Here is a 13,165-nt window from a genome sequence, read left to right as displayed (position 1 = left end):
CTTTCATCCGCCAAAACATTTGTGGGAGTGCAGGTATGAAAAGCAGTTTTCGTCAAACAGAGATCCTCGACATCGCCCGGCGCGAGGGCAAGGTGACGGTCGAAGGGCTGGCCGCGCATTTTGACGTGACGGTCCAGACCATCCGCCGCGACCTGAGCGATCTGGACGAGGCGCGCCACCTCAGCCGGGTGCATGGCGGCGCGGTATTGGCGTCCGGGACAACGAACCTGGCCTATGGCGAACGGCGCGCGTTTCTGGCCGAGGAGAAAGCCGCAATGGCACGGCTTTGTGCCGCGCAGATCCCCAATGATTGCTCGGTTTTCCTGAACATCGGCACCAGTACCGAGGCCGTCGCGGCCGAGCTTCTGACGCATAAGAACCTGCTTGTGGTGACCAACAACATGAACGTCGCGCATACCCTGGACCGCAACCCCGATTGCGAGGTCATCGTCACCGGCGGTACGTTGCGCCGCGGGGATGGTGGTTTGATCGGTGCGATGACGGTCGATGCGATCCGGCGGTTCAAGTTCGACTTTGCGGTGATGGGGTGCTCGGCGCTGGACCCGGACGGCGACGTGTTGGATTACGACATTCAGGAAGTCGGCGTTAGCCAGGCGATCATCGCGCAGACCCGCGCACCGATCCTGGTCGCGGACCATTCGAAATTCCAACGCAGTGCACCGGGGCGGATATGTTCGCTGGCCGACATGCACACATTTGTCACCGATCGCGTCCTTCCAGCACCGCTCGCAACTGCGTGCCGCACATGGCAAACGGAGGTTTTGCTGGCCGGATCAGCGACGAGCTAGGCGCGCAGCAATCTGAACTTGGGGTCATAGATCGTGGCGGGGATCACGGTGGCAGGTACCATCTCACCGCAGAGGTCCAGTTCAATGGCTGTACCCGCGTTCGACAGCTCCGGTTCGACGAAGGCGTAGGCGAGGTTCTTGCCGACACGATGCCCCCAATCCCCGGACGTGATCGTGCCCACGACCCTGCCATCGCGCATCAGGGACGCGCCGCCATGGGCCGGGGCCCGGTCGGTTGCGATCTCCAACGTGACCAACCGCTTGGTGGGGCCGTTTTCCCGCCGCTTCAGCAGGGCGTCACGCCCGACGAAATCGCCCTTGTCGAGCTTCACGAAGCGCGAAAGCCCGGTCTCGAACGGGTCGAATTCCGTCAGGATATCGGCCTTCCAATGCAGAAAGCCCTTTTCCATCCGCATGGAATCCACGGCGCGCGCCCCGAACAGCTTCAGACCATGGGACGACCCCGCCTCGCGCAAGGCAAGGTAAGCCGGGTAAAGCGAAGCATTTGGGACGTGGATTTCATAGGCCAGTTCGCCGGAAAAGCTGACCGCCATGATTGTTGCGGGGGCAAACCCGACAAAGGCCTCGCGCACGCTCAACCACGGGAAGGCCTGCGCCGACCAATCGCCGCGCGCGCAAGCGCTGAGCACGTCGCGCGCCTTTGGTCCAGCCAGCACGAGGATGGTCTGATCGTTGGTCAGGGATCGGATTTGCACATCTTCATCTGCCCCAGGATGCGACAAGAGCCAGTCCATATCGTGAAATTCCGCCGCGGCGGCAGACCCGTACCAGACCCGCTCGGGACCCCGATCACTGGCCGGAAGATTGGCAAAAGTCGCCTCGGTTTTCAGCATTCCGTGCGCATTCAGCAGATAACCAAGCCCGACCCGGCCTGCGCGTTTGGCCACAGTGCCGCAACACAGCCGATCAAGGAACGTATGGCGATCGGTGCCGGTGATCTCGAACCGGTTGAAGCCATTGACCTCACACAGGCCTACGTTGGTCTGGACATTGGCAACCTCGGCGGCGATCAGGTCAAAGGTCTCGTCGAAATCGAAACTCAGGGACGGGTGAAATTCGGGCGACGGCTTGATGTAATCGACCCTCTCCCAACCGTTCACCACGGTAAATTCAGCTCCCTCAGCGGCCAGCACCGGGGTGAGTGGCGTTGTCTTGGCCGGGCGACCGGCGGGGCGGTGCTCGTGCGGGAAATGGAAGCGGAATTCGTTCTGGTAATCTTCGATGGCCTTGAGCGCCGTCAACTCGACCGTCGCATGGCCGGTGAACCGGCGCGGGTCGATCACCCAAGTGTCGTAGCAGGCCTCGCCATGCACGATCTGCTGCGCCAGAAGCCAGCCATGCCCGCCGCCCTCGCCCACGCCCGCGCGCAGACCAATGATGCAAAACGCATTGCGCTTGCCCGGGATCGGGCCGACCAGCGGTGCCCCATCGATCGTGTAGGTGATCGGGCCGTTCACGATGCGTTTGATCCCAACCTCGGCCAGCGCAGGCATGCGTTCAAACGCGCCTTCCAACACGTCCATCACCCGGTCCAGATCGTCGGGGCAAAGATCGTTGGAAAACGCCGGGCTGATCCCGTCCATCCCCCAGGTCTTGCAATCCTGTTCATAGAATCCGACCAGCAAACCGCCCTTTTCCTGTCGCGAATAATAATCGCTGATCGGGCAGCGCAAAAGCGGCATCCGATGCCCGGCTTCGGCGATGGCGGGGATGTCCTCGGTAACGAAATACTGGTGTTCCATCGAGGCGACCGGGTGCTGCACACCCATCATCGTGCCCACCTCGTTCACCCGGTACCCGCAGGCGTTCACGACGATATCGGCATCGATGTCGCCCCTGTTGGTGTGCACGGTCCAGGTGTCGTCGCCATGCTGGGTCAGGGCGGTTACATCGGTGCTGCGATAGACCTCGGCGCCTGCCTTGCGGGCGTGAAACGCCAACGCCTGACAAAGCTGCGCGGGGTCAATATCGCCGTCCTCGCCATCCCAAAGCCCGCCCAGAAGGTTTTCGGTGGAGATCAACGGATGGCGGCGCGCGCATTCCTCGGCGTCGATCACCTCGAACTCCACACCCATCCCGCGTGCCATGGAGGAAAAATGCCGATACGCCTGCATCTGCGCTTCGGTATTGGCCAGACGAATGCCCCCGTCGCCGTGATGGTATCCAACCGGATAGTCGGGATCGTCGCGGAGTTTTTTGTAGAGCGCGATGGAATGGCTTTTGAGCCCCACCATCGTCTGGGTCATCCCGAAATTCGTCACCTGCGCCGCGGAATGCCACGTGGTGCCGGACGTAAGCTCATCGCGCTCGATCAGAACGACATCGGACCACCTCTCCTGCGTGAGGTGGTAGAGTGTGGAACATCCTGCGATGCCGCCGCCAATGACGGCAACCTTGGTGCGTGATTTCAATGGCCAAGTCCCTTAATCGACACGGTGTTGTTCCATCGTCAGGTCACCCGCTCGCCGCGTGCGATCATAGGTCCAATTCGATAAGATCACCGGCCAACTTAGCGCGGGATTGGCAGGTGATCATTGTCGTCTCGCGCTGCGCTTTCGACAGTACGAAATCGCGGTGCTCCACCTCACCGGAGACAAGGCCACACTTGCACACGCCGCAGATCCCATCGGAGCATTTCAGATCAACGTGAATGCCATGGACGCCGAGCATATCGGCCACGGTCTTATCCTCTGGTACCGTGAATTCCAGATCGGATTTCAGCAGCTTGACCCGAAAGGCGTGGTTTTCATACTCCGGCAGATCAGGCACGGAGAAATACTCCAGATGCCGATTGTCCTCGGGGAACTCCGCCGCCTCAGCCGCCTCCATCACGGCAGCCATGTAGGGCTCAGCTCCGCAGGCATAGACATGCGCGCCGTCTTGATATTGCACGATCCGAGCCAGATCGGCACGCGCGCCTTCTGACGAGACATGCAAGTGCACCCGGTCGCGCCAAACCACATCCGCAAGGACCTCCAGATACCCCATCACATCACGACTGCGGCCCGAATAATGCATCTCGAACGGCTTGCCTAAGGCGTAAAGGCGATGGGCCATTGCGATCATCGGGGTGATCCCGATCCCACCACCCATAAGGTAAGTCATCGTGGCGCCTTCATGGAGTGGAAAATGGTTGATGGGTTTGGAGATAAAGACCTTGCGGCCTTCACTAAAAATGCGATGCAGGAGGGCGGAGCCGCCACGACCATTCGCTTCGCGCAGCACGCCGATCTGGTATCTGGACCGGTCGGCGGGATCCCCGGACATCGAGTATTGCCGCAGGAATTCGGGTGCTACGACGATATCCAGATGTGCGCCCGCCTCCCAGGCCGGAAGATCAGAACCGTCGAGGCTGGCGAATTCGTAGACCGTGATATCATTCGCGGTCTGCCGGGCCTTGGTGATCTGAACACGCAACACCGGGCTTTCGTCGTAGCCGCGGGTCTTGTGAGCCGGGTCTTCGCCGCGGGCCAACCGGGCCTTGTAGGCGTCGGCAGTGATCATCTGCTGATAGGCTTCGATCCCGGCTTCGCGGTCCATATGGTAGGGATAAGGATAAGGGTGCGGGACAAGCGGCGCGGGATAGACGGCGAGCGTTTGATCCTCGTAGCGCAGGTCGAGATCCTTCTCCAGACCGCGCGCATTTACCGGCTTTTTCGTGGGACGATACCCGCCGTCTTCTTCAATCTGCAGATCCCACCACCACTTCTTGACCGGGTTAAGGTCGCCGCGGTTCATCAGGTCGTCCAACTTCGCCAACACGGGCGCGGTACCGGGCACATTCATCGCCGTCCAGCGAAACACCGCGTCGCCCAAGACCCCTTCAAGGTTCCATGGGCAGGTCTTCATGCAACGTCCACACATCGCGCCACCTTCGGTTGTGATCCGGTAAGTGGCGCATTTTTGACTATCGGATTTCCAGATCTCATAGCCGTTGAACATCAACTTCGGACCCGCCGTGATCGCACCCGATGGGCATTCGCGGGCACATTTCTTGCACGCCTCGCAAAAGCTCTGCAGCCCGAAATCGATGGGCTTGTCGTGGGCCAACGGAAGGTCGGTGGTGACAACGCCGGATTTCAGCCGTGGACCAAGGTAAGGGTTCAGGATCACCTCGCCGATCCGGCTGACCTCTCCGAGGCCGCTCAGCAAAAGCAGCGGCGGTTGCAGCACTTCACCATCTATCACGCTATGGGCCTTGGCCTTGTAACCGAGGTTGCGCAGCTGCCGCGCAATGACACCACCCAATAGCGAGAACCGCAAATAGGCGCGCATGCTTTGCGCCACGCTGATCCAATCGTCGCCGGATGCGCCCTCCATTGTCTCGAACCCCTGGTCGATGATCATGGAGATTGCATTGTCATGGGGCGGGTCGATGGGCGCGCCTGCGGCATCATGGGAATACCATGTCCAATCCGGGCAGCGGCTGAGGCCCACGGCGTCAGCGCCAAGAAAGTAGCTAGTCGCCTTCACGAGCTCGGCTGCGTCCTGCGGGTTAAGGCGCTGCTTGACCGGTGCGGTTACCCCATCTTGTAGAAGAACAAATGCCCCCAAGGCACGACGCTGCGCGGCTGAGGGTGCCGATTTGCGGACATAATACCCGCCCTTCGCCCCATCCTGAATCGGTTTGCCCATGTCCCCGAATTGCGCCCGCGCGAACATGTCCGAGCGTTTCGGAACACGCGGAACGCGCGCCTCGTCGATGAAGGTGGTTGGATCGTCCACGCGTTTCAGGGTCTCGAACGAATGCGCCCCATCGACGAACCGTCGCTTGGCATAGGGGCGTGGCTCCAGCCGCATATCCGCGGCGGGATCAAGGGGGCGGTCCGGCGCGATAACATAGGACGTGGTGACTGCGGCGATGCCGAACTCCGCCCCGATGAACGGTGCAATCAGACCGCCCTGCCCAGGCACCGCAAGACCGGCAGCGACCGCCAGACAGTTCAGATCGACATCGGAAGTCGAAGCGGTGTGTGCGCGCGCGTCATGCCCCAGAACCCGCAGGTAATTCGCGATGACAACTGCCGTCTCCGCGGCGAGCAGGCAGGAGCGGTGGTCCATTGCATCGGCGATCCAATCGGTTCCGGGCTCATCCGGTTTCGGCGCGCGGGGATGGGCGTAGAGAAAAACGATCGCATGGGTGTGGCCTTCGATGGTAGTGGGCGGCGCCTCCATCGACTCCTTCAGATCGGCCATGATCAGGTCGATCCCCGAGGCCAGCGTCTTGGTCTGCCGCGTGCGCAGATCCTCGGCCAAGCGCGCTATGTCTGGGTTGAGATACGGCGGATCGAGCAAGGCTTCGTCGGGCAAGACACAGGTGCCGACCAGCGACGCGTCCGAGAAATATCCAAACGCCTTGAGGTGGTTGGCCCGTTCGTTCGCGTCATCGGGCGTGACGGCAACAGCCTTGTTGATAAGCCCATCGCGGATCGCGTCGAGCATCGCGGCATGGTCGCGCATGGCGTTTACGATGGACGCCGGACGATGGTCATGCGCAAACGACAGCGGCGAGAACGGCGGGGCTTGGGACAGGTCCGCAACCGCGATCCTTGCACAGGTTTCGAGCCGATGTCGTCCAAGATGCACAGGCCGGTTCTTGTCAGAGAAGATACGCATACCCATCGGGGGCTGTCCAAGTCTTGAGGTCACGTCCGCACTGCGCAGTGTCGACCGCATTCTACGGGCTTGGCAATAGCCGCTTTCAACCGTGCGCCGCGTTCAAAGCCGTACGCAGCACGTCACGATCCCCGATATGATTTGCCAAGATCAGGATCAGCCGCGCGTTCAGGGCATCGGATTGGTCCTTCGTAAGGCCATGATGGGCCGCGAGCAGTTCGTCATAGAAGCCATCCGCGTCGGGGATGTTCGGTTCGGTGTTGAGCGTCATGTCTGGGCTATCGCAGTTTTGAGGGCTTGAAGGACCTGCTCCGATGTCGCGCGTTCCCACCGTGCGGCGACATGCTGATCGGGTCGGATGAGGTAGAGAGCGCCGGGCGCGGCACCAAGGTAGCGCTCGCGCAGCAGGGACGAGACGCCCGCGCCACTCAGGCGGATCGTATTCAAGCGGATGCCGGGTAATTCCGCGTGTGCGGGCAGGTCCATATCGATGGCAAGAAGCGTGAAGCGCCCCTTGAGATCATCTAGAAGAAAGCCGTCCGTCACTGGAGCATCGGGGCACGGGCTTCCGGGTCGGGACCGGACCGGTCCACCGGGAAGTTCGTCGGACGTGTTCAGCGACAGGCCATCATAGGTGCAGGGCACCGAAAGTCGCCCGGAATTGACCATCGGCCGGGCAAAGGGATGATCGCGGGCAAGCGTCAAAACGGCGTCGCGGAAGATCTTGGAGATCGCGGATTTCGGCGTCAGGAAATCCGTGGCGCGGGTGGAGTTCAGGATATTCTCGTCCGCCCCGTGGGCGCGTTCTTCGTGATACGTGTCCAACAAGGCCTCCGAGGCCAGGCCTTTGAGCACAAGATCAAGCTTCCAGGCGAGGTTGTCGGCATCCTGCATGCCCGAATTCGCCCCGCGCGCACCAAAAGGACTGACCTGATGCGCGCTGTCACCTGCAAACAGCACGCGACCATGGCGGAACCGATCCATTCGGCGACATTGGAACGTGTAGATCGAGGTCCAGACCAATTCATACTCCGTACCATCGGGCAGGAAGTCATCGATCCGCTCCCGAATGCGGCCTTCGTTCAACTCCGCGTCGCGGTCGATGTCCCAGCCAAGCTGAAAATCGATGCGCCAGACATCATCGGGTTGTTTGTGCAGAAGCGCCGATTGACCCGCACCCTCAAACGGTGGCTCGAACCAGAACCACCGCTCTGTCGGGAATTCAGCCGTCATCCGCACGTCTGCAATCAGGAAGTTATCCTCAAACACGCGTCCATCGAAGGTCAGCCCCATCAGTTCGCGGGTGGGCGAGCGAGCCCCATCGCAGGCGATAACGTAATCGGCGGTAGCCTTGTAGGGACCGTCGGGTGTGTCGATGTCGAGGATCACATGGGTCTCGGTTTGGGACAGGCCAGTCACGACATTCCGGCCTCGGATCTCAATCGGCTGACCCGCATCTTCGGCCCGGCGCAGGGCGTCGATCAGGAATTTCTCGAAGTAGGGCTGCTGAAGGTTGATGAAGGCGGGGTTCTTGTGGCCGTCTTCGGGCAGAAGGTTGAATTCGAAGACCTTCTCATCGCCGTGGAACACTTTGCCGACGTTCCACACGATGCCCTTGTCCACCATTGCGGATCCAGCTCCGAGGCGGTCCGAGATTTCCAGCGTGCGTTTGGCGAAGCAGATCGCGCGGGAGCCTTGGCCGACGCCCTCGTGGTCATCGAGGATCAGGGCAGGCGTGCCTTTTTGCGCCAAGTCAAGGCCCGTGGCCACGCCGATGGGGCCGCCGCCGATGATGATGACCGGGTGGTGGGCCACGCGCTGTTGGTCGGGGACCGGGGCATAGGGGTACAGTTTGTGGGCAAGGGCGTAGGTAGCTCCGACCATATCAATACGTTCCATCCGTGAAATTGACGATAATAAGGGCCCCCGCAATGATGAAGGCCATCCCGACGAGGCCAGACCATTTGGCGATGCGAGCTGCGCGTCCTGCCCGAATGCGGGCCAATTGCACTTTGCCCTGTTCCATCGGAATCCGCGATCCGGAGACCGAGGACGGCCCAAAATCCGGATGCGTCACCGTCTTGAACATCCACCGCAAGGCGCTGCCCCAGAATATGGCAATCGCGGGGAGCAATATAACGAGCCCCACCATTTGGATCGAAAAGGCAAGGATCTCTGCGGTGGTCCTTGTTGCAAGAAACTCTCCGGTGGCCATCTTTGCAATGTGTTCCGACAGGGTCATCCCTGCAGTTGCTCCCACATCTCGATGTCTCGTTTGTCGGTCCAAATGCGGGGGTGAGTGATGCCTCGCGCCTCGTCGTAGGCTCGGGCGACGTTGAACGGCAGGCAGTGCTCGTAGATGGCGTAGTCGGAGAACTTGGGATCGCAGGCTTCGCGCACCGCGTCCCAAGCGTCTTTTAGGGTGCCGTTTTTGGCAGCAACGCGGGCAGCCGGGCGGTAGGTGCTTTCGACGAAGTCGCGGGTGGAGGCGATGGCGCGGGCGACGGCGTCCTCTCCGAGCAGCGCGCCGCCCCGGCCCGGTGCGATGGCGTCAGGCTGGAAGGCCGCGATGTTGTCGAGGGTGTTGCCCCAGTCGGCGAAGTGGCCATCGCCGCAGTAACACGCCGAGTGGTCCTCGACGATGTCACCGGTGAACAGCACATTGGCGTCGGGCACATGGATGACGGCGTCACCCGCAGTGTGGGCGCGGCCGATGTGAGCGATATCGACGCGGCGGGAGCCGAGGTAGACGGTGATGCTGTCCGAAAAGGTGGTGGTGGGATAGGTCAGACCGGGAATGGATTCATGCCCTTCAAACAGGCGAGGGAAGCGTTGGAATTCGCTGTCCCAATCCTCCTGGCCGCGTTCCATCACCATGCCGCGCGCGGCATCGGACATGATGATCTGGTCGGCGTCGTAGGCGGAAGCACCCAGCACGCGGACGGCGTGATAATGGGTTAGCACGAGGTGCGAGATCGGCTTGTCTGTGACGGTGCGCACGCAGTCGATAACCTTTTGGGCGAGGCGGGGCGTGGCCTGCGCCTCCACGATCATGACGCTGTCATCGCCAATGATGACGCCGGAGTTGGGATCGCCTTCAGCGGTGAAGGCGTATAGGCCGTCGCCGATCTCGTCGAAGGTGATTGTCTTCTCGGTCATGTCGCCTTGGGATGCGAAGGCTTTGGCCATGGTGCGTTTCCTTATCGATGTGCCTTTGGCGGCTTGAACAAGCCTCCGGCTGAGGTTGTTTGGGCAAGATAAAAGGGGTCAGGTCGCGAAGGGATCGCTGGCGGCAGGCAAGACCTTACCGGTGCAGGGGCCGAAGCCGATACTGTAGCCGTTGCCCTTTGCGACGCCGTGCAGGGTCAGAGTATCGCCATCCTCGATGAAACTGCGCGGGCCAGAGGAGGTCTCGATCGGCTCCTTGCCGCCCCAGCTCAACTCAAGAAGCGAGCCGCGTTGATGCGTTTCCGGGCCGGAGATCGTGCCGGTGCCAAGCAGATCGCCCGCCCGCATCGGGCAGCCAGAGCTGGTGTGATGGGCGAGCTGCTGCGCGCTGGAATAATAAAGCTCGTTCGCATTGGTCCGGGCAATCGTGTCCCCGTTCAGCAGGACCGACAAGGCGATGTTGTGGTTCATCGGCCCGGTGTCACGCAGATGCGGCAACAACGGGCGTTCGCGCAGCGGCGTTGGTGTCCGAAAGGCTGCCAGCGCCTCAGCAGTCACAATCCAGGGGCTGATCGTTGTGGCCGTGGCCTTGGCCTGAAACGGGCCAAGCGGTTGGTATTCCCAAGCCTGAATATCGCGCGCTGACCAATCGTTGAGAAGAACGTAGCCGAAGATGTTTGCGAAGGCCTGATCGACGCTCAGCGGGCCGGTTGACGGCATCCCGACAAGCGCTCCGATCTCAAGCTCTATATCGAACCGGGCAGACGGAGCCCAACGCGGAGCGTCTTCACCCGGTCCCTTCACCTGCCCCCAGGACCTCTGGATGTCGGTGCCCGAGACCACCACCGAAGAGGCCCGCCCGTTGTAGCCGATGGGCATGTGCAACCAGTTCGGAGGCAGCGCGTTTTCCGCTCCGCGAAACATCGTGCCCACATTGGTCGCGTGATGGCGACCGGCGTAGAAATCCGTGAATTCGGACACACGAAACGGCAGATGCAGGGTGGCTTCGGACCTTTGGACCGAAAAGGTCATGATCGTATCCTGCGCTGCGTCATCTGCGCCGTCGACCAGCATAGCCGTCAGGGCGGCGCGGTAGCTGGCCCAGGCCTCCGGTCCCAATTCCATGAAGTCGTTCCAATACGGCGCGTCGAGCACATCCGCCGCCGGATCTGCACGCAAATGCCCCGCCGCCTCCAACCCGGTCGCATCAACGATCCGGTCGCCCAAGGCGACGCCGCAACGCAGGTCGCCATCCCCGACGGAGAACACGCCGTAGGGCAGGTTGTTGACCGGGAAATCGGTGTCAGAGGTGTTGGCGGAGGGCAGCCAGGATCGGATCAGGTCGGACATGAGGGCCTACAATGGAGTTGTTGAATGAGGTCAGGTGTTGGCATCGGGTTGGTTTTCCGGGGCGGCGGCCTGGATCTGCGGCACCGCGAGGCAGGCCGCTTCGACATCTGCGACCCTTGGATAAGGAGCAAGCGACAGCCCCCAACGATGCGCATTGACACATTGCGCCACGATGCAGAGGTCCGCGAGGTCGGGCGTATCACCGAAGGCAAAGCCATCGCGGTCGGGCAGCATCGCCTCAAGCGTGGCGAAGCCTTCGGCCATCCAATGCTGTATCCAATCGCGTTTAGCATCGGCGCAGGCGCCGAAGCGGGCCTCAAGCTGAGACAGCACGCGCAGGTTGTTCACCGGGTGGATATCCGTCGCCACCACAAGCGCCACCGACAATTGGCGCGCGCGGTTCAGCGCATCCCCTGACAGCATCGGTGGATCGGGATAGGTCGCATCGAGAAAATCGATAATCGCAAGGCTCTGGGTCAGGGCTGTGCCATCTTCGAGGATCAGCGTTGGCACGCCGTAGCCGGGGTTAACGGCACGGTAGGTATCGCCGTGCTGCTCGCCCCGTAGAAGGTTTACGGAAACCTGTTCGTAGGCGACGCCCTTGAGGTTCAGGGCGGCACGCACGCGGTAGGACGTCGTGGACCGCCAGTAGGAGAACAAGGTCAGCGGCATGGACTACCCCCCACCATCTTGGCCGGATTCCTTGCCCGACCGCCCGCCGCTCAACACTTTCGCAATGACCACAAGTGCCACCGGAAACGCGATGGAAACGGCGATTGCGATGCCGATCAGAATCCACGCGGTTGGGGTCATTTCTTGCCCGGTGTCCCGTCGAATTTCTTCTCAAGGCTATCCCAGCAATCGATGTAATCGTCCTGCAATGGGGCCTCATTCGCGGCAAACGGGGTCAAATGCTGGGGAAACCGGGTCTCGAACATGAAGGACATGGTGTTGTCGAGCTTCACCGCCTTCAGATCGGCGTTTGACGCCCCTTCAAACGCGTCGCGATCGGGGCCATGGGGCAGCATCATGTTGTGCAAACTCACCCCACCCGGAACAAAGCCCTGCGGCTTGGCGTCATATTGCCCGTAAATGTTGCCCATCATCTCCGACATGATGTTTTTGTGATACCATGGTGGGCGGAACGTGTCTTCGGCCACCATCCAGCGCTCACGGAACAGGACAAAATCGATATTGGCCACGCCCGGCTGCCCCGATGGCGCGGTCAAAACGGTGAAAATCGACGGATCAGGATGATCGAACAGGATCGCGCCGACCGGGCAATAGGTCTTCAGATCGTATTTGTAGGGAGCGTAGTTGCCGTGCCACGCGACAACGTCGAGCGGCGAATGCCCGATCTCGGTGCGATGGAACTGCCCGCACCACTTGATTGTCACGGTGGAAGGGACTTCGCGGTCCTCAAAGGCGGCGACGGGTGCCTTGAAATCGCGCGGGTTGGCCATGCAATTGGCCCCGATGGGCCCACGGCCCGGCAGGTTGAACTTGGCACCGTAATTCTCGCAGATGAACCCACGTGCGGGGCCATCGAGCAGCTCGACCCGGTACACCAGCCCCCGGGGCAGGATCGCGATATTCTGCGGCTCGATATCGATGATCCCCAGTTCCGTGCAGAATCGCAAACGTCCTTCCTGCGGGACCACCAGAAGCTCACTGTCGGCAGAATAGAAATACTCATCCACCATCGAGCTCGTCACAAGGTAGACGTGGCTGGCCATACCGACTTGCGTGTTCACATCGCCCGCCGTGGTCATCGTCCGCATCCCGGTGAGCCACGTCAGTGGCGTGTCGGAATGGGGGACCGGGTTCCAGCGATACTGGCCAAGCGACACGACATCCGGGTCCACATTCGGCGCACTTCGCCAGAGCGGCAGGTCGATCTTTTCGTAGCGCTTGGAATGCTTGACGGATGGCCGGATCCGGTAACACCAGGTGCGCTCCGGGCGAATGTCGGTGAACGCGGTGCCAGACAATTGCTCGCCATAAAGGCCGTAGTTGACCTTCTGAGGTGAATTCATGCCTTGCGGCAGCGCACCCGGCAGCGCTTCGGTCTCAAAGTCATTGCCGAAGCCCGGCATGTAGCCCTCATGCGCGCCGGGGTGGCTGGGGGCCTGCACCATGGGGCGCGGCGTCGATTGTTCGTTCACGGCAAATCTCCCTCGTCCTGTCGCAGGCAGGGGTAA

At 61.3% G+C, this 13,165-nt stretch carries 11 protein-coding genes; 1 reads left to right on the top strand and 10 read right to left on the bottom strand.

The window, feature by feature from the left end; translation table 11 throughout:
• The first annotated feature begins 35 nt into the window (after window positions 1-35).
• Window positions 36-809 carry a DeoR/GlpR family DNA-binding transcription regulator gene (locus tag V8J83_RS00360; RefSeq protein ID WP_339982185.1) on the top strand — a complete coding sequence of 258 codons (774 nt, stop codon included), beginning with the start codon at window positions 36-38 and terminating at the stop codon, window positions 807-809.
• Here the strand turns inward: V8J83_RS00360 and V8J83_RS00355 are convergent.
• From V8J83_RS00355 to hmgA, 10 genes are all read right to left on the bottom strand, one after another.
• The gene (locus V8J83_RS00355) at window positions 806-3,241 is read right to left on the bottom strand and encodes a GcvT family protein (RefSeq protein WP_339982183.1); all 2,436 of its coding nucleotides are present in this window, start codon (window positions 3,239-3,241) and stop codon (window positions 806-808) included. The two genes, V8J83_RS00360 and V8J83_RS00355, sit on opposite strands and share 4 nt — an antisense overlap.
• Before the next feature lie 64 nt (window positions 3,242-3,305).
• Window positions 3,306-6,452 carry a reductive dehalogenase gene (locus V8J83_RS00350; RefSeq protein WP_339982181.1) on the bottom strand — a complete coding sequence of 1,049 codons (3,147 nt, stop codon included), beginning with the start codon at window positions 6,450-6,452 and terminating at the stop codon, window positions 3,306-3,308.
• A 79-nt stretch (window positions 6,453-6,531) separates the two neighbouring features.
• Window positions 6,532-6,717, bottom strand: a complete 186-nt coding sequence (locus V8J83_RS00345) for a DUF2783 domain-containing protein (protein ID WP_339982179.1) — start codon at window positions 6,715-6,717, stop codon at window positions 6,532-6,534.
• Window positions 6,714-8,330, bottom strand: coding sequence for an FAD-dependent oxidoreductase (locus V8J83_RS00340; protein WP_339985916.1), 1,617 nt, complete (start codon window positions 8,328-8,330; stop codon window positions 6,714-6,716). Before V8J83_RS00340 ends, V8J83_RS00345 begins: the two co-directional genes overlap by 4 nt.
• 1 nt (window position 8,331) lies before the next feature.
• Entirely contained in the window at window positions 8,332-8,535 is a 204-nt protein-coding gene (locus V8J83_RS00335) for a hypothetical protein (RefSeq protein WP_339982177.1), read from the bottom strand.
• Between the two features lie 149 nt (window positions 8,536-8,684).
• Window positions 8,685-9,635, bottom strand: a complete 951-nt coding sequence (locus V8J83_RS00330; protein WP_339982175.1) for an MBL fold metallo-hydrolase — start codon at window positions 9,633-9,635, stop codon at window positions 8,685-8,687.
• A gap of 78 nt (window positions 9,636-9,713) precedes the next feature.
• Window positions 9,714-10,964: a fumarylacetoacetase gene (fahA, locus tag V8J83_RS00325; RefSeq protein ID WP_339982173.1), complete on the bottom strand. Its 1,251-nt coding sequence runs from the start codon at window positions 10,962-10,964 to the stop codon at window positions 9,714-9,716.
• A gap of 30 nt (window positions 10,965-10,994) precedes the next feature.
• Complete coding sequence (gene maiA, locus V8J83_RS00320) at window positions 10,995-11,636, bottom strand: maleylacetoacetate isomerase (protein ID WP_339982170.1); 642 nt, start codon at window positions 11,634-11,636, stop codon at window positions 10,995-10,997.
• 3 nt (window positions 11,637-11,639) lie between these two features.
• Window positions 11,640-11,777 carry a hypothetical protein gene (locus V8J83_RS00315; protein WP_339982168.1) on the bottom strand — a complete coding sequence of 46 codons (138 nt, stop codon included), beginning with the start codon at window positions 11,775-11,777 and terminating at the stop codon, window positions 11,640-11,642.
• The gene (gene hmgA, locus V8J83_RS00310; protein WP_339985914.1) at window positions 11,774-13,102 is read right to left on the bottom strand and encodes a homogentisate 1,2-dioxygenase; all 1,329 of its coding nucleotides are present in this window, start codon (window positions 13,100-13,102) and stop codon (window positions 11,774-11,776) included. Before hmgA ends, V8J83_RS00315 begins: the two co-directional genes overlap by 4 nt.
• Window positions 13,103-13,165: the final 63 nt, after the last annotated feature.

This window comes from Gymnodinialimonas ulvae (genome assembly GCF_037543845.1).
GTDB lineage: Bacteria > Pseudomonadota > Alphaproteobacteria > Rhodobacterales > Rhodobacteraceae > Gymnodinialimonas > Gymnodinialimonas ulvae.
This window is presented reverse-complemented; position numbering and strand designations above follow the sequence as displayed.